The sequence below is a fragment of the Janthinobacterium sp. CG_23.3 genome, assembly GCF_046115965.1.
Taxonomy (GTDB): Bacteria; Pseudomonadota; Gammaproteobacteria; order Burkholderiales; family Burkholderiaceae_D; genus Janthinobacterium.
In genome coordinates this window covers 1-19,678 of sequence record NZ_JBJXIB010000112.1, presented here as the reverse complement: position 1 = coordinate 19,678, position 19,678 = coordinate 1, and the positions used below count along the sequence as shown (strand labels likewise).

The 19,678-nt window shown below is 63.4% G+C and carries 19 protein-coding genes and 1 pseudogene; 12 read left to right on the top strand and 8 right to left on the bottom strand.

Annotated features, from left to right (window positions below):
- From ACFDR9_RS21510 to ACFDR9_RS21475, 8 genes are all read left to right on the top strand, one after another.
- Positions 1–298 (top strand): helix-turn-helix domain-containing protein (locus ACFDR9_RS21510; protein ID WP_409032283.1); only part of this gene is annotated, 298 nt, incomplete at its 5' end.
- Entirely contained in the window at positions 295–921 is a 627-nt protein-coding gene (gene ampD, locus ACFDR9_RS21505) for a 1,6-anhydro-N-acetylmuramyl-L-alanine amidase AmpD (protein WP_409032282.1), read from the top strand. The genes ACFDR9_RS21510 and ampD, both read left to right, overlap by 4 nt.
- A 349-nt stretch (positions 922–1,270) precedes the next feature.
- Positions 1,271–4,204, top strand: a complete 2,934-nt coding sequence (locus ACFDR9_RS21500) for a ribonucleoside-diphosphate reductase subunit alpha (protein WP_409032281.1) — start codon at positions 1,271–1,273, stop codon at positions 4,202–4,204.
- A gap of 144 nt (positions 4,205–4,348) precedes the next feature.
- On the top strand, positions 4,349–5,497 hold the full coding sequence (locus ACFDR9_RS21495) for a ribonucleotide-diphosphate reductase subunit beta (RefSeq protein ID WP_026133015.1): 1,149 nt from the start codon (positions 4,349–4,351) through the stop codon (positions 5,495–5,497).
- Positions 5,498–5,585: 88 nt separating this feature from the next.
- Positions 5,586–5,957: a hypothetical protein gene (locus ACFDR9_RS21490; RefSeq protein WP_409032280.1), complete on the top strand. Its 372-nt coding sequence runs from the start codon at positions 5,586–5,588 to the stop codon at positions 5,955–5,957.
- A 283-nt stretch (positions 5,958–6,240) separates the two neighbouring features.
- Positions 6,241–7,395, top strand: coding sequence for a transcriptional regulator (locus ACFDR9_RS21485; protein WP_409032279.1), 1,155 nt, complete (start codon positions 6,241–6,243; stop codon positions 7,393–7,395).
- Positions 7,396–7,494: 99 nt separating this feature from the next.
- Positions 7,495–8,007 (top strand): YggT family protein, encoded by a 513-nt coding sequence (locus tag ACFDR9_RS21480; protein ID WP_409032284.1) that lies wholly within the window; start codon positions 7,495–7,497, stop codon positions 8,005–8,007.
- On the top strand, positions 8,004–8,312 hold the full coding sequence (locus ACFDR9_RS21475) for a DUF167 domain-containing protein (protein ID WP_409032278.1): 309 nt from the start codon (positions 8,004–8,006) through the stop codon (positions 8,310–8,312). Before ACFDR9_RS21480 ends, ACFDR9_RS21475 begins: the two co-directional genes overlap by 4 nt.
- Before the next feature lie 114 nt (positions 8,313–8,426).
- Here ACFDR9_RS21475 and ACFDR9_RS21470 read toward each other — a convergent pair whose 3' ends face one another.
- From ACFDR9_RS21470 to ACFDR9_RS21435, 8 genes are all read right to left on the bottom strand, one after another.
- Complete coding sequence (locus ACFDR9_RS21470) at positions 8,427–9,365, bottom strand: carbohydrate kinase family protein (protein ID WP_409032277.1); 939 nt, start codon at positions 9,363–9,365, stop codon at positions 8,427–8,429.
- Positions 9,366–9,373: 8 nt separating this feature from the next.
- On the bottom strand, positions 9,374–10,696 hold the full coding sequence (locus ACFDR9_RS21465; protein ID WP_081611876.1) for a DUF3426 domain-containing protein: 1,323 nt from the start codon (positions 10,694–10,696) through the stop codon (positions 9,374–9,376).
- Positions 10,697–10,704: 8 nt separating this feature from the next.
- Positions 10,705–11,652: a 50S ribosomal protein L11 methyltransferase gene (gene prmA, locus ACFDR9_RS21460; RefSeq protein WP_017877333.1), complete on the bottom strand. Its 948-nt coding sequence runs from the start codon at positions 11,650–11,652 to the stop codon at positions 10,705–10,707.
- A complete protein-coding gene (gene accC, locus ACFDR9_RS21455) occupies positions 11,649–13,064 on the bottom strand; it encodes an acetyl-CoA carboxylase biotin carboxylase subunit (protein WP_026133013.1) in 1,416 nt (471 codons plus the stop codon). The genes prmA and accC overlap by 4 nt, the downstream gene beginning before the upstream one ends.
- Before the next feature lie 91 nt (positions 13,065–13,155).
- Positions 13,156–13,623: an acetyl-CoA carboxylase biotin carboxyl carrier protein gene (gene accB, locus ACFDR9_RS21450; RefSeq protein ID WP_017877331.1), complete on the bottom strand. Its 468-nt coding sequence runs from the start codon at positions 13,621–13,623 to the stop codon at positions 13,156–13,158.
- 90 nt (positions 13,624–13,713) lie between these two features.
- The gene (gene aroQ, locus ACFDR9_RS21445; RefSeq protein WP_026133012.1) at positions 13,714–14,151 is read right to left on the bottom strand and encodes a type II 3-dehydroquinate dehydratase; all 438 of its coding nucleotides are present in this window, start codon (positions 14,149–14,151) and stop codon (positions 13,714–13,716) included.
- An 84-nt stretch (positions 14,152–14,235) separates the two neighbouring features.
- Positions 14,236–14,781, bottom strand: a complete 546-nt coding sequence (locus ACFDR9_RS21440) for a TlpA family protein disulfide reductase (RefSeq protein WP_409032276.1) — start codon at positions 14,779–14,781, stop codon at positions 14,236–14,238.
- A 199-nt stretch (positions 14,782–14,980) separates the two neighbouring features.
- Positions 14,981–15,598, bottom strand: a complete 618-nt coding sequence (locus ACFDR9_RS21435) for a hypothetical protein (protein ID WP_409032275.1) — start codon at positions 15,596–15,598, stop codon at positions 14,981–14,983.
- A gap of 141 nt (positions 15,599–15,739) precedes the next feature.
- Between ACFDR9_RS21435 and mpl the strand changes: the two genes are divergently transcribed.
- The 4 genes and pseudogenes from mpl to ACFDR9_RS21415 all read left to right on the top strand — a co-directional run.
- Positions 15,740–17,110 carry a UDP-N-acetylmuramate:L-alanyl-gamma-D-glutamyl-meso-diaminopimelate ligase gene (gene mpl, locus ACFDR9_RS21430; RefSeq protein ID WP_409032274.1) on the top strand — a complete coding sequence of 457 codons (1,371 nt, stop codon included), beginning with the start codon at positions 15,740–15,742 and terminating at the stop codon, positions 17,108–17,110.
- Positions 17,107–17,688 (top strand): YqiA/YcfP family alpha/beta fold hydrolase, encoded by a 582-nt coding sequence (locus tag ACFDR9_RS21425; RefSeq protein WP_017877326.1) that lies wholly within the window; start codon positions 17,107–17,109, stop codon positions 17,686–17,688. The genes mpl and ACFDR9_RS21425 overlap by 4 nt, the downstream gene beginning before the upstream one ends.
- On the top strand, positions 17,685–18,281 hold the full coding sequence (locus tag ACFDR9_RS21420; protein ID WP_409032273.1) for a chorismate--pyruvate lyase family protein: 597 nt from the start codon (positions 17,685–17,687) through the stop codon (positions 18,279–18,281). Before ACFDR9_RS21425 ends, ACFDR9_RS21420 begins: the two co-directional genes overlap by 4 nt.
- A gap of 10 nt (positions 18,282–18,291) precedes the next feature.
- Positions 18,292–19,617 (top strand): annotated as a pseudogene (locus tag ACFDR9_RS21415) (ribonuclease catalytic domain-containing protein); the annotation flags it as partial.
- Between the last annotated feature and the right edge of the window lie 61 nt (positions 19,618–19,678).

Below are 19,678 nucleotides of genomic sequence, written 5' to 3'. Positions count from 1 at the left end.
GCGGGGGTGTCCGACAGACCCCCCCCCTCCCCCCACGGCCCCGGCCGCCGCGGCCGGCCTGGACGGCGCGCCCGCGGCGGCGGCGCCCGGTTTCGCCTTCGCGGCGGCGCCGGACGGCGGCGCCGGCCTGCCGCACTGCCTGCCGGAATACCTGAGCCAGGTCGAGCGCGACATCATCGTGCGGGCGCTGGCGCAAACCCAGTTCAACCGCACCCAGGCGGCGCAACTGCTGGGCATCAGCTTCCGCCAGCTGCGCTACCAGATGCAAAAGCTGAACATCCAGGAGCCGGAGGCGTGACCCCGGCGGCGGCGCTGGCGCTGGCGGTGGCGGCGGACGGCTGGTGCGCCGGCGCGGCGCGCTACGCGTCGCCGCATTGCGACGCCCGTCCGGACGGCGCCGAAGCCGAGCTGCTGGTGATCCACAACGTCAGCCTGCCCGCCGGCCGCTTCGGCGGGCCGCATGTGTCCGACTTGTTCACCGGCCGATTGGACTATAATGCCGATCCCTCGTTCGCCGATTTGCGCGGCTTGCGGGTGTCGGCGCATTTTTTCGTGCGCCGCGACGGCCGCCTGATCCAGTATGTTTCCGGCAACGACAAGGCTTGGCACGCCGGCCTGTCGGCGTTCCGGGGACGGCCGCGCTGCAACGAGTTTTCCATCGGGGTCGAGCTGGAGGGCAGCGACGTGGTGGCGTTCACGGCAAGTCAGTACGCGACCCTGGCGGCGCTGACGGCGGCGCTGCAGGCGCGCTACCGGCTGCGCGACGTCTGCGGCCACGAGCATATCGCGGCCGGCCGCAAGACCGACCCGGGACCTTGTTTCGATTGGAACCTTTATAAAAAAACATTGTGCGAATTGCTGGTTCGCCAAGGTGCGTTAGTACCCACTTACCGGCAGCTGGGCTTCCCGGCGACAGTTTGAAAAGTCAACACAAAAAGAGTGGAAAAGTGCAAATATCTCGCCCCGCGCACGCTTGCGTTAACCAAATTTGAGTACTACAATTAGTAAAATTTATAAGCTTCAACACTATATCTAGTGGTCTCCTGGGATTTCACCACTGTTGCTAGATACGTCTGGAACACCGCTACCAGGCAGTCGCCGGACATTATCATCCGCAAACCAATGACCCGAACCAACATTCAAGAGCCGTTGGAAGGGGCATTCTTTTGCTTTTTTAAAGCACCATTTTCCGCAGAACTCGCGCCTGATCGGGGGTTCTAATTCATTACCATCGGCTTGGCACATCGCCGGGCCGCTACCGGGAGCTTCAATGCAATCAACCTCAGACATGTCCATCCATCCGGCAGCAGTGCCGGCCTCGGCCAACAACAGCGTCGGCCCGACCGCCGCGGCCCTGGGCGACTACCGCATCATCCGTCGCAACGGTTCGGTGGTGGCGTTTGAGCCGTCGAAGATCGCTATCGCCATGACCAAGGCGTTTTTGGCCGTTAACGGCGGCCAGGGCGCGGCCTCGGCGCGCGTGCGCGAACTGGTCGAGCAATTGACCGACGGCGTGGTCGCGGCGTTGGTGCGCCGCCAGCCTAGCGGCGGCACCTTCCATATCGAAGACGTGCAAGACCAGGTGGAATTGTCGTTGATGCGTTCGGGCGAACACGACGTGGCCCGCGCCTACGTGCTGTACCGCGCCAAGCACATGGAAGAGCGTCGCCTGCAAAAAGAAGCGCAGCAGGGCGGCGCGTCCGCCGCCGCCGCGCCGCAGTTGCACGTGACCGAAAACGGCGAGCGCCGTCCGCTCGACATGAACCAGGTGCGCGACCTGATCAACGCCGCCTGCGTCGGCCTGGAAAAGCACGTCGACGCCGAAGCGATCCTGTCGGAGACGCTGAAGAACCTGTACGACGGCGTGCCCGTCGAAGAGCTGCACAAGTCGGCCATCCTGGCCGCCCGCGCGCTGATGGAAAAAGACCCGGCCTACAGCCAGGTCACCGCGCGCATCCTGCTGCACACGGTGCGCAAGGAAGTGTTCTGCAAGGAAGTGCCGCAAGCCGGCGCCGCCGCCCACTACATTGAATACTTCCCGGCCTACATCGCCAAGGGTATCGACGCCGAGCTGCTCGACCCGCGCCTGGCCGACTACGACCTGGCGCGCCTGGCCAAGGCCCTGGTCGCCGACCGCGACCTGCAATTCGGCTACATCGGCCTGCAGACGCTGTACGACCGCTACTTCCTGCACATCAACGAAGTGCGCATTGAAATGCCGCAGGCGTTCTACATGCGCGTGGCGATGGGCCTGGCCCTGAACGAGAAGGACCGCGAAGCGCGCGCCATCGAGTTCTACAGCCTGCTGTCCTCGTTCGACTTCATGAGCTCGACCCCGACCCTGTTCAACTCGGGCACCCGCCGCTCGCAGCTGTCGTCGTGCTACCTGACCACGGTCTCGGACGACCTGGAAGGCATCTACGACGCCATCAAGGAAAACGCGCTGCTGGCCAAGTTCGCCGGCGGCCTGGGCAACGACTGGACCCCGGTGCGCGCGCTGGGCGCCCACATCAAGGGCACCAACGGCAAATCGCAGGGCGTCGTGCCGTTCCTGAAAGTGGTCAACGACACCGCCGTCGCGGTCAACCAGGGCGGCAAGCGCAAGGGCGCGGTCTGCGCCTACCTGGAAACCTGGCACATGGACATCGAGGAATTCCTCGACCTGCGCAAGAACACCGGCGACGACCGCCGCCGCACCCACGACATGAACACCGCCAACTGGATTCCCGACCTGTTCATGAAGCGCGTGATGGAAAAGGGCGACTGGACCCTGTTCTCGCCGAGCGAAGCGCCGGACCTGCACGACAAGGTCGGCAAGGCCTTCGAACTGGCCTACAACGGCTACGAGGCGCGCGCCGCCGCCGGCGAGATCCGCGTATTCAAGAAGATCGCCGCGCTCGACCTGTGGCGCAAGATGCTGTCGATGCTGTTTGAAACCGGCCATCCTTGGATCACCTTCAAGGACCCTTGCAACATCCGCAGCCCGCAGTCGCACGTCGGCGTGGTCCACAGCTCGAACCTGTGCACCGAAATCACGCTCAACACCAACGAAAGCGAAATCGCCGTCTGCAACCTGGGTTCGGTCAACCTGCCGGCCCACATGAAAGAGGGCAAGCTGGACCACGTCAAGCTGCAAAAGACCGTGCGCACCGCCATGCGCATGCTCGACAACGTCATCGACATCAACTACTACGCGGTTGAAAAGGCGCGCGCCTCGAACATGGCGCACCGTCCGGTCGGCATGGGCATCATGGGTTTCCAGGATTGCCTGCACATGATGCGCGTGCCGTTCGCCTCGGACGCCTGCGTCGCCTTCGCCGACACCTCGATGGAAGCGGTCTGCTACTACGCCTACCTGGCCTCGACCGACCTGGCCGAGGAGCGCGGCCACTACAGCTCCTACAAGGGTTCGCTGTGGGACCGCGGCATCCTGCCGCAGGACTCGGTGGCGCTGCTGGCCGAAGAGCGCGGCGGCTACCTGGAAGTGAACAATTCGTCGGCGATGGACTGGTCGCTGGTGCGCTCGCGCATCAAGCAATTCGGCATGCGCAACTCGAACTGCGTGGCGATCGCCCCGACCGCCACCATTTCGAACATCATCGGCGTGTCGGCCTGCATCGAGCCGACCTACCAGAACCTGTACGTGAAATCGAACCTGTCGGGCGAGTTCACCGAGATCAACGCCCACCTGGTGCGCGACCTGAAGGCGCGCGACCTGTGGGATGAAGTCATGATCTCCGACCTGAAATACTTCGACGGCAGCCTGGCCAAGATCGACCGCATCCCGCAAGACCTGCGCGAGCTCTACGCCACCGCCTTCGAAGTATCGCCGACCTGGCTGGTGGAAGCGGCGTCGCGTCGCCAGAAGTGGATCGACCAGGCCCAGTCGCTGAACATCTACATGGCCGGCGCGTCGGGCAAGAAGCTCGACGAGACCTACAAGCTGGCATGGTTGCGCGGCTTGAAGACCACCTACTACCTGCGCACCATCGCCGCCACGCACATGGAGAAGTCGACCTCCAAGACCGGCGCGCTGAACGCGGTGGCGGTCGACGGCGGCATGTCCGCCAGCGCCCAGGCCGCACAAGCGGCGGCGGCACCGGCCGTCACGGCGGCCGCCGCGGTCGCGGCCGACGCGGACGGCGAGGCGTGCTACCTGCGTCCCGGCGACGACGGCTTTGAAGAGTGCGAAGCCTGCCAATAAACGTTGGACGGCCGCCGCGGCCTTGCCGCGCCGGCCGCTTGTACCCGCTAGTACCCGCTTGAGTTTGACCCGACCCGGCCCGCCGGGCGGTCTTTTTACAGATTACCCGCCGGCTGTTGGCCGGCACATAAAGGAATACACACCATGTTGTCTTGGGATGATGAAGTTTCGTCGGCGCCAGCGCCACGCCAGCCGCAACCGGCCCCGTTGGCCGATACCGGCCTGAACCTGGGCGCCGCCGCGGCCGAGCCGGAAGCGGCGCCGGAGGCAGTCGCCAAGCGCGTCAACGCCGACGACAAACGCATCATCAACGGCAAAACCGACGTCAACCAGCTGGTGCCGTTCAAATACAAGTGGGCCTGGGACAAATACCTGGCCGGCTGCGCCAACCACTGGATGCCGCAGGAAGTGAATATGCAGCGCGACATCGAGCTGTGGAAAAACCCGAACGGCCTGACCGACGACGAGCGTCGCCTGGTCAAGCGCAACCTGGGCTTCTTCGTCACCGCCGACTCGCTGGCCGCCAACAACATCGTGCTCGGCACCTACCGCCACATCACGGCGCCGGAATGCCGCCAGTACCTGCTGCGCCAGGCCTTTGAAGAGGCAATCCACACCCACGCCTACCAGTACATCGTCGAGTCGCTCGGCCTGGACGAGGCGGAGATCTTCAACGCCTACAACGAAGTGAAGTCGATCCGCGACAAGGACGAGTTCCTGATCCCGTTCATCAACACGCTGACCGACCCGGCCTTCACCACCGGCACCGTGGAAAACGACCAGAAGCTGCTGCGCTCGCTGATCGTCTTCGCCTGCCTGATGGAAGGCCTGTTCTTCTACGTCGGCTTCACCCAGATCCTGGCGCTGGGCCGCCAGAACAAGATGATGGGCGCGGCCGAACAGTACCAGTACATCCTGCGCGACGAATCGATGCATTGCAATTTCGGTATCGACTTGATCAACACGATCAAGATGGAAAACCCGCTGCTGTGGACTGCCGAATTCCGCGAAGAGATCAAGGGCCTGTTCCTCAAGGCCGTCGACCTGGAATACGCCTACGCCGAAGACACCATGCCGCGCGGCGTGCTGGGTCTGAACGCGCCGATGTTCAAGGGTTACCTGCGCTTCATCGCCAACCGCCGCGCGCAGCAAATCGGCCTGGAGCAAATGTTCGCCCAGGAAGAAAATCCCTTCCCGTGGATGAGCGAAATGATCGACTTGAAGAAAGAGCGTAACTTCTTCGAAACCCGCGTCATCGAATACCAGACCGGTGGCGCCCTGAACTGGGAATAAGAGCCTCTGCCGATGTGGAAAAAACCCGCCTTGGCGGGTTTTTTTATGCGCGTTCCACGCGCGCCAAGCTTACTCTGGCGCGCCATCCATGGCCCGAACCGCCGGTATCAATTGCGCCGAAATGATGGCCTCGGCGAAGACCCGCGCGCGCGTCTTCGCGTACCAACCGGCAGGCGCGCGCGAGGGGTGGCAAGCCGATTTGGCGCGCTACCGCGAAATAGCGCACGTATCCTGCAAAAAAGCCCACGAAAACGTGTTGTGCTGGTTGCGCATTGACAAGGTTTTCGTGTACTTTATGAGATTGAAAATGCGAGCATTAGAATGCGCGGTTTTTTCAGCCGCGTGGCATCGCAAAAAATCGCAAATCGGGATACAGATTCATACGGATATGCACAAGCCCACACCGTTTTTTTCTGCCGCCATGCTTGAATTTTTTCAGGCATGGCGGTTTTTGTTTTGAAGAATGGGGTGTGGCTGCGGGCGCGTTGAAGACGACCGAAAATCGTCCCGGCGGGTACGCAACACACCAGACTTTGCCACCAGCTGCGAGATTGGGCAGGGTGGCACCGACGATGGCTGAAGTGCTGCAAACGTGAGGAGTTGCAGCAGTTCAGCTGGTGCCGAATTCATTAGCGCAAACCTGTTGTTTGTGCCGATGAATAATTCGCCTGGCCCAATATGATGGGTTGGACGGGTTTTAATCTTGTAGCGTAAATTTCTCATCTCAGATGAAGGAGAGACAAATGGCAACAGCCGCTAAGAAACCAGCAACAAAGAAACCAGCCGCCAAGGCAGCTCCCGTCGCTAAAAAGCCGGTAGCAGCAGTTAAGGCAGTGGCCGCAAAACCAGTCGCGAAAGCAGTAGCGAAGCCAGTAGCGAAGCCAGTAGCGAAGGCCGCCGCTAAGCCAGCCGCGAAAGCAGTAGTCAAAGCAGTCGCCAAACCAGCGGCAAAAGCTGCAGCCAAGCCAGCGGCCAAAGCGGTAGCCAAGCCGGCGGCCAAAGCGGTAGCCAAGCCGGCGGCCAAAGCGGTAGCCAAGCCGGCGGCCAAAGCGGCAGCCAAGCCAGCGGCCAAAGTGGTAGCCAAGCCAGCGGCCAAAGTGGTAGCCAAGGCGGCAGCCAAGCCAGCGGCCAAAGCAGCAGCAAAGCCAGCGGCCAAAGCAGCAGCCAAGCCAGCGGCCAAAGCGGTAGCCAAGCCAGCGGCCAAGGCGGTAGCCAAGCCAGCGGCCAAAGCGGCAGCCAAGCCAGCGGCCAAAGCGGCAGCCAAGCCAGCGGCCAAAGCGGTAGCCAAGCCAGCGGCCAAAGCGGCAGCCAAGCCCGCGGCCAAAGCGGCAGCCAAGCCAGCGGCCAAAGTAGCAGCGAAGCCAGCGCCTAAAGCGGCAGCCAAGCCAGCGGCCAAAGCGGCAGCCAAGCCAGCGCCTAAAGCAGCAGCGAAGCCAGCGGCCAAAGCAGCGGCTAAGCCAGCGGCTAAAGCGGTAGCGAAGCCAGCGGCCAAAGCGGCCGCGAAGCCAGCGGCCAAAGCGGTAGCGAAGCCAGCGCCTAAAGCAGCAGCGAAACCAGCGGCTACTGTCGCTGCCAAGCCAGCGCCGAAAGCGACAGCGAAGCCAGCGGCCAAAGCAGAAGCCAAGCCAGCGGCCAAAGCGGCAGCTAAACCTGCGGCCAAAGCAGCAGCCAAGCCAGCGGCTCCAGCGCCAGCGCCACTTGCAGCAGCGCCGGTAGCGGCCGCAGCGCCAATCGAAGCGAAGCCAGCCGCGAAAAAAGCGGCAGCCAAGCCGAAGAAGGCCGCAGCACCGAAGAAGGCCGCCGTCGCCAAACCGGCAGCGGTGGTAGCGCCAGCAGCAAAAACAGTGTTGGCACCGGCAGCAGCCTGGCCGTTTCCTACCAGCACTCGCCCGTCGTAACCCAGTTCGCTTGGGTGCCTTGATGAGGCAATACGCCGCTGTGTGAATCAATCACACAGCGGTTTTTTTTGGAGAATCGTCGTGCTTAGTATTCTTACGTTGATCGTTGATACGGTTGCCAGCGTGTTGGGTGGCGTTTTGTTGTTGCGGTTTTGGATGCAGGCGGTCCGGGTACGGCCGCCATCGACGGTCGCGCAATTCACCTTTCAACTGTCCGATTGGCTGGTGCGCCCGTTGCGCCGGATTGTGCCCGGCGTCGGCGGTTACGATTGGGCTAGCCTGATCGGCGCCTTCCTGGTCGTGCTGTTGGCCACGTCGTTGTGGCTGATCGCTGGCCTGCCGTTCCAAACCATCCTCTTGATGGCTTTGCAGCGTTTCCTGCAATGGATTCTGTATGGCTTCATGGCCCTGCTAATAATCGAGGCGGTGTTTAGCTGGATTAACCCGCATGCGCCGCTGGCGCCGTTTGTTCGGGCCTTGAACGAGCCGCTGCTGCGTCCCGTACGCCGGGTGGTGCCCTTGTTTGGCAGTTTGGACTTGTCGTTGCTGGTCGCGCTGATCCTGCTGCAGGTCGCGCAACTGCTGGTCGGCATGTTATTTGGTAGTCGATGAGTAAAGCTTGGTGTTCGGCGCTGCCGGGCGGCGTCCGTCTGGCCGTGCAGATCACGGCGAACGCCAAGAAAACCGAGGTCATCGGCGTGCTCGATGACGCTCTCAAGCTGAAGCTGCACGCGCAGCCGATTGAAGGCAAGGCCAACGAGGCCTTGATCCGCTACCTGGCCGCTACGCTGGCCGTGCCCAGGAGCGCCATCACACTGACCCACGGGCAGACCAATAAACGCAAATTGCTGGAGATTGTATCGGCCGAGCTGACGCCGGAGGTGGTGGCGCGCTTGATGGGTGTTGCCGCTATTTGAAGGCGCACGGCAAGTCTCTTTAAACCAATGGCGTAACCCCGGGTTCAGACCTTAAGGTCTGACCCCGGCGCTTTGCCGGTGGTGTACATGGCGCAAGCGGCGCGCCTTGGTTCATTAATAGCGGTAGCCGAACGCCGCTTCGAAGCGGTCGCCGATTTCGCTCGCCGTCAGCTTGTGGTTTTGCGCGCCCTGGTGGGCGATTTTGATCGAGCCCATCAGGCTGGCCAGGCGGCCGCTGGTTTCCCAGTTCAGGTCGTTGGTGATGCCGAACAGCAGGCCGGCGCGGTAGGCGTCGCCGCAGCCGGTCGGGTCCAGCACCGCGTCGGCCGCCACCGCCGGGATGTCGATGCGCTTGCCGCCGGTGTAAATTTCGGAACCTTGTTCGCCACGCGTGACGATCAGCGCTTCCAGGCGGCTGGCCATGTCTTGGATGGTCAGGCCGGTGCGCTCCATCAACATTTCGATTTCGTAGTCGTTGGCGGTGACGTAGGTGGCTTTGTCGATGAAGTCGATCAATTGCTCGGTGTTGAACATCGGCAGTTGCTGGCCCGGATCGAACATGATCGGGATGCCGATGTCGGCCAAGTCTTGCGCGTGCTTGAGCATGCCTTCGTGGCCGTCCGGCGAAATGATCGCGACCCGCGCCGGGCCGGCTTTGGCGACATTGTTTTCATGCGCGAACGACATCGCGCCCGGGTGGAAGGCGTTGATCTGGTTGTTGTCGGCGTCGGCCGTGACGAAGCACTGGGCGTTGTAGCTGTCGGCCTTGATCATGATGTTTTCGGTGGAGATGCCGAGTTTTTGCAGGCGTTCCAGGTAGGGCCCGCAATCCTGGCCCATCACGCCGATGATGCGCGGCTCGCCGCCCAGCATTTTCAGGTTGTAGGCGATGTTGCCGGAGCAGCCGCCGAACTCGGTGCGCAGGGTCGGCACGAGGAAGGATACATTGACCTTGTGCAGTTGGTCCGCCAGCAGGGATTCGCCGAAACGGCCGCTAAATTGCATGATGGTGTCGATGGCGAGTGATCCGCAGATCAGGGAGGTCTTGGTCATGATAGTGTCTATGGATAGAAAATTGCGATGTGATAGCCAGATGCCTTCAACTGGGCCAATTCAACGTAGAGTTTAACGGCTTGTTCCGAGCGCGGGGGAAATCCCTTGCTGAGATTGATAGACTGCGGCAGGTAGTCGCGCGGCGCAATCACGCGGCGCAGCACCGCCTTGTCGCTGGCGTCGTCCAGCGTCAACTCCAGATAGGGCCAAGCTTGCGCGCCGCCGCTGGTATTGCGTAGCACGGTTGCGTAGGAGAAGGTCCGCTCGGCCAGGCTTTGCAGTTCGCCAGGTTCGATCGACAACAGGTCGATCTGCGCCGGCAGCTCGACGCGGCATCCCACCGCGGCGCACAGCGACACCAGCGCCGGTTTTAGCTGCGGCACCTGGGCCGCCAATTGATTGCGGAAGGTGGTCGCGCCTTGCGCCAGCAGCGTGAGCAGCAGCACCAGCGAACCGGCCGCCATCAGCGTGCGCAGCATCTTGCCGGCGCGCTGGCGCCGGCGGCCTTGCTTGACGAAGCCCGGCTCGTCTTCGCCGGTATCCTCGTCTTCGTCTTCGTGCTCGGGCAACTGTTCGAGGTCGGCTTTGTCGTCGCTTGCCATGGCGTCTTCGGCGGGCGTTATGGGCGCGTCCTGGTCCGCCGCAATGCTGGCTGGTGGCGGCTCGGCGTCGTCGCCCGGCGCCTCGAACGAGGGTTCGCGCCGGCCGTCGTTGGAACGGCGTAGCAGCAAAGACGGGGGCGCGTCCTGGCCGCGCCGGCGTTCCGCGTCGGCCGCGGACTCCGCTGGCAACGCGGCCGTTGATTCGTCGTCAAGGGAAGGCTCGATGTCGGACTCTGGCTCAGGCGCGGTTTCGAATGCGGGCTCTGGCTCAGGTTCAAGTTCGGACTCGACCAATTGCTGGCGTGCCGGCTCGTCGGCTGCATGCAGATCCGACGCCAATGCGTCGTCGGGCGCGGGCTGCAACTCGGACTCCAGCTCCGCCTCCCACTGCGGCCCCAACGTCAACTCCTCCGGCTGCAGCGGTTTCAGCTGGGCGTATTCGGGCAACAGGCCATACGGGTCGAAGGAGGTATCGAAGTCGAGCGCGTAGGGCTGCTCCTCGGCCGCGGACGCGGCTTGGCCGGCGGAACGCTCGGCAACAGCATGGGCAGGGGGCGGGGCGGCGTGTGCCGCCAGCGGCGGCAGCGCAGCCGGGTCGTGCAGGGCGGCGTTGCCGTCGAATACTTCATTGCAGGAGCCGCAGCGCACAATGCCCCCACGCAACTTCAACTGGTCGGCAGCGACCCGAAACAGTGTGTTGCAATGGGGGCATTTGGTGGCGAGCGCCATTGCGGTGGTTACGCGCCTTCTTTGACGCGCGCCAGCGGCGCCGCATCGCTGCCGAGGCGGCCATGCAGGGCAACCCAGCCGTCTTGCTCGGCCCACACGCCCAACTTGATAAACGGCGCGTAGGCGTCGATCACTTCGTTGGCCTGGCGCGCCAGCACGCCCGACAGGATCAGGGCGCCGCCGTCGGCGACGCGGCCGGACAGCATCGGCGCCATCACCTTCAACGGGCTCGACAAGATATTCGCCACGACGGTGTCAAAACGCTGCCCGGCGTGCGCCGACTTGGCGAACGTGTCCGGCAGGAAGTATTCGATGTCGCACTTGTTGCGCAAGGCGTTGTCGCGCGCCGATTCGATCGCTTGCGGGTCGATGTCGACGCCGGTGACGACGCCCGAATCGAGCTTCTTGGCCACCATCGCCAGAATCCCCGAGCCGCAACCGTAGTCGAGCACGGTCTTGCCGGGCGCCGGATTGGCTTCCAGCCATTCCATGCACAGGCGGGTGGTCGGATGGCTGCCGGTGCCGAAGGCCAGGCCCGGGTCCAGCTCCAGGATCAGGCCTTCCGGGTCCGGCGCCTCGTGCCAGCTCGGCACGACCCAGATGTTCTTGCCGATGTGGATGGGCGCGAACTGCGACTGCGTCAGCCGCACCCAGTCCTGCTCGGCCACCGCGCGCAGCGTGAACGCCGGCGCGGTTTTCAGGCGGATCGCCTTGGCCGCGGCCGCCACGATGGCGCTCTGGTCGGCGTCGACGTCGGTCAGGGCCACCACGCGGCTGTGTTCCCATGCCGCCTCTTCCGGCTCCATGCCCGGTTCGCCGAACAGCGGCTGCTCGGCGTCGGTGCCCTCGTCGGCGTCTTCCACCGACACCGACAGGGCGCCCGCTTCCATCAAGGCGTCCGACAGGGCCTCGGCGTTGTCGCGCGCTATTTCGATGACGATTTCTGTCCAGCTCATGCTTGTACCTTGACGTCCAACTTGTTGGCGATGCCAGGGCCGACCTTGGCGGCGCCCTTGGACAAGTCCGGCATGTCCGCCAGTTTCTGTTCCAGATAATGGATGTTGGTGCCGCCTTCCATGAAGCGCGCGTCGATCATCAGTTCGCGGTGCAGCGCGATGTTGGTCGAAATACCCTCGACGACCATTTCCGACAGCGCGATCTGCATGCGGCGGATGGCTTGCTCGCGCGTGGCACCGTAGGCGATGACCTTGCCGATCATCGAATCGTAGTGCGGCGGCACGTAGTAGCCGGCGTAGGCGTGCGAGTCGACACGGATGCCGGGACCGCCCGGCGTATGCCAGGAAATGATCTTGCCCGGCGACGGCGTGAACTTGAACGGGTCTTCGGCGTTGATGCGGCATTCGATGGCGTGGCCGGACAGCATCACGTCGCGCTGGCGGAAGCGCAGCTTCTCGCCGGCGGCGATGCGGATCTGTTCCTGCACGATGTCGATGCCGGTGATCATCTCGGTGACCGGATGCTCGACCTGCACGCGCGTGTTCATCTCGATGAAATAGAACTCGCCGTTTTCGTACAGGAACTCGAAGGTGCCGGCGCCGCGGTAGCCGATCTTGCGGCAAGCCTCGGCGCAGCGGTCGCCGATTTTTTCGATCAGCTTGCGCGGGATGCCCGGCGCTGGCGCCTCCTCGATGACCTTCTGGTGGCGGCGCTGCATCGAGCAGTCGCGTTCGCCCAGCCAGACGGCGTTCTTGAATTCATCGGCGAGGATCTGGATTTCCACGTGGCGCGGATTTTCCAGGTACTTCTCCATATACACTTCGGGGTTGCCGAAAGCCGTGGCGGCCTCGGCCTTGGTCATTGCCACCGCGTTCAGCAGGGCCGCCTCGGTGTGGACGACGCGCATGCCGCGCCCGCCGCCGCCGCCGGCCGCCTTGATGATGACCGGATAGCCGACCTTGCGCGCGGTTTGGATGATGATTTTCGGATCGTCCGGCAGCGCGCCTTCGGAGCCGGGCACGCAGGGCACGCCCGCCTTGATCATGGTTTGCTTGGCCGAGACCTTGTCGCCCATCAGACGGATCGATTCCGAGCGCGGTCCGATGAAGACGAAACCGGATTTTTCGACGCGTTCGGCGAAGTCGGCGTTTTCCGACAGGAAGCCGTAACCCGGATGGATCGCCTCGGCGTCCGTCACTTCCGCCGCGCTGATAATGGCTGGCATGTTCAGGTAGCTCAGGCTGGAGGGTGCCGGTCCGATGCAAACGGATTCGTCGGCCAACTTGACGTATTTCGCGTCCTTGTCGGCTTCGGAATGGACCACAACCGTCTTGATGCCCATTTCGCGGCAAGCGCGCTGAATACGGAGGGCAATTTCACCCCGGTTGGCAATAAGGATTTTTTCAAACATGGGTAGGTTTCGCGTATGTCTGTGAGAGCCGGGCAGGCCGGCGGCAAGTGAAGGGCGCTGCGGGCGGCCGGAGCGGCCGCCTAGCTGGCTGTTAGCCGATCACAAACAGGGGTTGGCCGAATTCGACCGGCTGGCCGTTCTCGACCAGAATCTGGGTCACGACACCGGCTGCGTCCGAGTCGATTTCATTCAACAGCTTCATCGCCTCGATGATGCACAGGGTGTCGCCTTCCTTGACGGTGCTGCCGATTTCGACGAAGGCCGGGGTGCCCGGGGCCGACGAGCGGTAGAAGGTGCCGACCATAGGCGACTTGACCACGTAACCGGTCGGCTCGACGGCGGCGATAGGCGCCGCAGCGGTCGGCGCCGCGCCCATCGGCGCGCCGGCTTGCTGGTACTGCTGCTGCATGCCTTGCGGCTGCATCATGACAACTTGGTTTTGCGGCATGGCGGACGACTTGACGATGCGGACCTTGCTCTCGCCTTCGGTCACTTCCAGCTCGGCGATATCCGACTCGGCGACCAGGTCGATCAAGGTCTTCAGTTTTCGTAAATCCATGTAAAACCCCTTGGAATTATATTGTTATAAGAGTAATGCGGTGCTATTGCTCAGAAGCATCCCGCGATAATTGCGTGCAGATCGCGTAGATTAACGTGTTTTAAGCGCAAAGTCGATGGCAAAGCGATATCCATCGATACCGAGGCCGCAGATCACGCCCTGCGCGATCGCGCTGAGAAAAGAGTGGTGGCGAAATGCTTCGCGCTGATGAACATTCGAAATATGCACTTCCACGAACGGAATGGCCACCCCCGCCAAGGCGTCGCGCAAGGCCACGCTGGTGTGCGTGAGCCCGCCCGGATTGATGACGATGGCGTCCACGCCCTCGGTCTTGGCGGCGTGGATGCGGTCGATCAAGGCACCCTCGTGGTTGCTTTGAAAGCAAGAAAGCTGCGCGCCGGCCGCCCTGGCCTGGGCCTGCGCGGCTTGCTCGACGTCGGCCAAAGTGCTCGCGCCGTAGACCTCTGGCTCGCGCGTCCCCAATAAATTCAAGTTGGGACCGTTCAGCAGAAGGAGGTTTTTTGCCATGTATTAGAGACCATTTTTCGCGAAAGTTCCGCATTTTGCCGCCAAAGGGGTGCCTTGGCAAGAGAAAATATATTGTCGAAATAATTAGAGTGTAGCCAGGTCGGCACGCAATTGTTCAAACTTCAAGCGGCCCAGATAGGTCTTCTTGACCTGTCCGTCGGCGCCGATCAGGACCGTGTAGGGCAAGCCGCCGGCAGTATTGCCAAACTGGCGCGACAAGTCGGTGCCGCCCATGCCGGCCACGTACACCGGATAGGAAATCTTCACTTTTTCGGCAAATTGCGCGATGTTGCCGGGCGAATCAATGCCAATGCCGATGACTTGTACGTTTTTGCCGGACATCTCCTGCTGCAGCGCCGACAGTTCCGGCATTTCCTCAACACAAGGGGCGCACCACGGCGCCCAGAAATTCACCACCATCGCCTTGCCCTTCCACTGCGACAGGGCTTGCGCCTTGCCCGCGGCGTCGGGCAGCGACTGCGCGAACAAAGCCTGCACCGGACCGTTGACGCTTGGCGCGGCGGCGGCCGGCAGCGGCTCGGCTTTATTGCTGGTAACGGCGACGTAGGCGCCCATGCCGCCAAACAGCAGGGCGACGAGGGCGTAGGTAGCGAAGTTCTTCTTTGCCATGGCAATTCACTGGAAAAAGGTATTAAACAACCGACACTGTACAGGAAATGCGCGCGGGTGCTGCTCGGGCCGACGAATACCCGGGATCACTCCATACCGGTTTCAGCCGATGGATGGGGGGTTTTGACTATTTCAACGCGCCGCATATAGATATACATATATATATAGCGGCGCAAGACGAAGCGCGCGGCCAAGCCGGCTACCCGGCGGCGGGGTTTTGCGTGCTTGCCAACAGCAGCGCCCGCAAGCCGGCCGCGTCGGTGCGCACGGCCTTGGCTTTCAGGGCGCCGCGCAGGTCGTCGAGTTCGTACAACGCCGCGTGCACGCCCTCCTTGTTCCACAGGAAACTGACGGTTTCAACCGGGTCAAAGCGCGGCCCCTTGAAGTGCGGGGTTTCGGAGATGTCGATATTCACGTTCTTACCCAGCAGAAAAATCTGCACGTCCTTGGCGCTGTCGGCGAACAACTGCAAGTAAATCTCCGCGTGCGGCCCGGCGGTGCCGTTGAACACCGCGCCGGTCAGATAGGGGTGGAAGCGCTCCAGCGCCTCCATCACCTGCAAGGCAATGGTGCGTAGCTGGAACAGCCGCGCCGGTTGCGTATCGGCGAGGAACAGCGCGTTATACAGCCGTACCTCGTTTTCAATCTGCGCGTTGTCGGGCAGGAGATGGGCGACGGACGGGGTATCGCCGAGCAGTTGCCGCGCCGCCTTGCGTTTCGCGGTGCTGTAGTCGGCGCCGTCCTGGGCGACCAGGCGCGCGGCGGCGGCGGCAATTTCGTTGCGCAGCCCTTGGGCGTCGTCGTAAGCGTTTGTCATGCAGACGATGATACCCCGAACCGCGAAACGGTAGCGGCGGGGTGGCGTGGCGCAGTTGGCAAGTTGTACTTTGACGCGGGGGCGGCCGCCTTCTCAGGTAAAATCTCACACTTACACATTCGCCAGCGCAAGCCTCTCAACATGCATATTCATATTCTCGGCATCTGCGGCACCTTTATGGGCGGCCTCGCAGTGCTGGCCAAGGAAGCCGGCCACCGCGTCACCGGCTGCGACGCCAACGTTTACCCGCCGATGAGCACCCAGCTGGAAGCCCAGGGCATCGAGTTGATCCAGGGTTTCAGCCCGGAACAGACCAAGCTTGCGCCCGATCTGTACGTGATCGGTAACGTGGTGTCGCGCGGCAATGCGCTGGTCGAGGAGATTCTGAACCGCAGCCTGCCCTATGTGTCCGGGCCGCAGTGGATCGGCGAACATATCTTACGCAACAAGTGGGTGCTGGCCGTGGCCGGCACGCACGGCAAGACGACGACGTCGGCCATGCTGACCTGGATTCTCGAGGACGCCGGTTACGCGCCCGGTTTCCTGATCGGCGGCGTGCCGATGAACTTCGGCATTTCGGCGCGTTTGTCGGGCAAGGGCGTCGATTCGGACTTCTTCGTCATCGAAGCGGACGAGTACGACACGGCCTTCTTCGACAAGCGCAGCAAGTTCGTCCACTACCACGCGAAAACCGCGGTCATGAACAACCTCGAATACGATCACGCCGATATCTTCCCCGACCTGCACGCGATCGAGACGCAATTCCACCACTTGGCGCGCACCGTGCCGGGCATCGGCCGGATCGTCTTCAACGGCGACGAGGCGGCGCTGGGCCGGGTGTTGCAGCGCGGTTGCTGGAGCGAAAAGGAAAGCTTCGGCCACGGCGACGACAAGGACTGGGCCATGAACGAGCACGACGACGGCAGTTTCGACGTGCTGTTCCAGGGCAAGGTCGCCGGCCTGGTCGAGTGGCAACTGACGGGCAGGCACAACCGTTGCAACGCGCTGGCAGCCATCGCCGCCGCGCGCCACGTCGGCGTGCCGACCGCCCAGGCGGCGCAGTCGCTGGCCAGGTTTGAAAACGTCAAGCGGCGCATGGAAGTGCGCGGCGTGGTCAACGACATTACCGTGTTCGACGATTTCGCCCACCATCCGACGGCCATCGCCACCACCGTGGGCGGATTGCGCCAGAAGATCGGCGCCAAGGGCCGCATTTTGGCGGTGCTGGAACCACGCTCGAACACCATGAAGCTGGGGGCGATGAAGGACGCCTTGCCGGGCAGCCTGGTCGACGCCGACCTGGTATTCGGTTTCGGCAGCCCCGAGGCGCTGGGCTGGAGCCTGGGCGACGCGTTGGCGCCGCTGGGCGCGCGCGCCAGCAGTTTCGAGCAGATCGACGCGCTGGTGGCGGCCGTGGCCGGCGCCGCGCGTCCCGGCGACCAGATCATTGTGATGAGCAACGGCGGCTTCGGCGGCGTGCACCAGAAGTTGCTGGAGGCGCTGGCGCAATGATTTTGTACCTGCACGGATTCCGTTCCTCGCCGCTGTCGATGAAGGCGCGCCTAATGGCCGGGCGCATGGACGCGCTGGGGCTGTCCGCGCAGTGGCGCTGCCCGCAGTTGCCGGCCTCGCCGAAGCTGGCCATCGAGCTGGCGCTGGCGCTGGCCGCGGCGGTGCCGGCTGACGAGTTATGCATCGTCGGTTCGTCGCTGGGCGGCTATTACGCGACCTGGCTGGCGGAGCGCCTGGCTTGCCGCGCGGTGTTGCTGAACCCCGCCATCAAGCCGCTGCAAGACCTCGACAAACACGTCGGCGTCACCACCCAATTCCATTCCGACGCGCCGTTCGAGTTCAAACGCGAGTATATCGACGAGCTGCGCGCGCTGGCGGTGCCGCGCATTACCGAGCCGCAACGGTATTTCCTGATCGCCGCCACCGGCGACGCGGTGCTGGACTACCGCGACATGGTGGCGCACTACGCCGGCGCGCGCCAGCAGGTGATCCAGGGCAGCGACCACGGCATCGCCGAGTTCGCCGATTACCTGGCGCCGGTGCTGGCGTTTTGCGGCGTCGCGGACGGCGCGCGGTGAGCGGCGGTTCGCTCCGGCAGACCGAATGGCAGCGCCACATCAACGCCGTCAACGCGCCGCCGGCGCTGCGCCACTGGCTTGTCGGCGGCGGCTCGCTGACGGCCAAGTTGCGCGCGCACAGCGGCAGCTTCCGCGTCCAGTGCCTGCACCAGTTGACCGCGCGCTGCCTGTCGGACGAGGCCGCGGCGATCGGTTTGCACCGGCCCGGGCGGGTGTGGGAGCGCGAAGTGCTGCTCAGGTGTGATAATACGCCGGTGGTGTTCGGCCATACCGTGGTGCCGATGTCGGCGACGGCGTCGGACTGGCCGCTGTTCAGCGCGCTGGGCGAGCGCTCGCTGGGCACCACGCTGTTCGGCGACCGCAAGGTGCGGCGCGGGCCGTTGGAATTCGCCCGCCTGCGCACCGGGCATCCGCTGGCGCGGCGCGCGCTGGCCGCGCTGGGGCCGGCCGGCCACGACGAGCGGATTTTGTACGCGCGGCGCTGCCTGTACCAGCGCCGCCAAGGATTGCTGCTGGTGACAGAGGTGTTTCTGCCGACGGTATTGGCGTTGGCGCACCCTGTTGCAACCGAAACATTAATAAACAGACTATAAGAACAGAGCAATGAATCTATTTTTTGAAGAATCCGGCGATTTCAAGGTGGGCACGATGATGTCGCAAGCGGGCGAGGCGTATCAGGTCGAGATGGCCAGCGGCAAGCGCACCAAGGTCAAGATCAAGGACGTGTTGTTGCAGTACGCGGCGCCGGCCCCGGTCGAATTGCTGGAGAAGGCCAAGGCGGTCGCCGCCGAGATCGACCTCGACTTCCTGTGGGAAGTGGCGGGCGAGGAGGAGTTCGGCTTCGCCGAGCTGGGCGCCGAGTATTTCGGCCACGCCCCGCTGGCGCCCGAGGCGGCCGGCCTGATCCTGGCGCTGCATTCGGCGCCGGTGTATTTCTACAAGAAGGGCCGCGGCCGCTACAAGGCCGCGCCGGAGGCGTCGCTGAAGGCCGCGCTGGCCGGCATTGAAAAGAAAAAGCTGCAAATGTTGGTGCAGGCCGGCTATGTCGAGGAGTTGAAGGCGAACACCTTGCCGGCCTCGATGCAAAACATGGTGTTGCAACTGTTGTTCAAGCCGGACAAGAACACCATCGAGTACAAGGCGTTGGAAGCGGCGTGCAACGAATTGCACACCAACCCGGCGCGGCTGATGTTGGCCACCGGCGGCGTCGCCACGCCGAAGGACTTGCATCTGTCGAAGTTCCTGTTCGAGAACTTCCCCAAGGGCGCCGGTTTCCCCGACGTGCCGGTGCCGGGCGTGACGGCGAAGTTGCCGCTGGCCGAGGTCGCCGCGTTCTCGATCGACGACGTCACCACCACCGAGATCGATGACGCCTTTTCGGTCGTCAAGCTGGACGACGGCACGCTGCGCGTCGGTATCCATATCGCCGCGCCGGCGCTGGGCATCCGCCCGGACGACGCGATCGACAAGATGGCGCGCCAGCGCATGTCGACCGTGTACATGCCCGGCGACAAGATCACCATGTTGCCCGACGAGATAGTCGCCGCCTTCACGCTGGCCGAGGGCAAGACCTGCCCGGCGCTGTCGCTGTACGCGACGCTGGACCCGACGGACTGGAGCGTGCTGAAGACGGAAACCCGGGCCGAGCTGGTGCCGATCGCCAGCAATTTGCGCCACAACGACCTCGACGACCTGGTCAACGAGGAAACCCTGGCCAGCGGCGAGGGCGACTACCCGCACAAGGCCGAGCTGGGCGTGCTGTGGCAGTGGGCCCAGCAGCTGGAGCAGGGGCGCATGAAAAAGCGCGAGGGTTTCGGCCTGAAGCCGGAGCAGAACAACCGCGTCGACTTCAACTTCTACGTCGAGAACGACGTCGTCACGGTGGGGGGGGGGCAAGGGGGGGGGGCGTTCGGAAAAGGCTTGGGGGAACCCGGGGGTTTTTTCCACCAGTGAGGGGGGAAGGGGGGGGGCAAAGGAGGGGTTGGTCGGA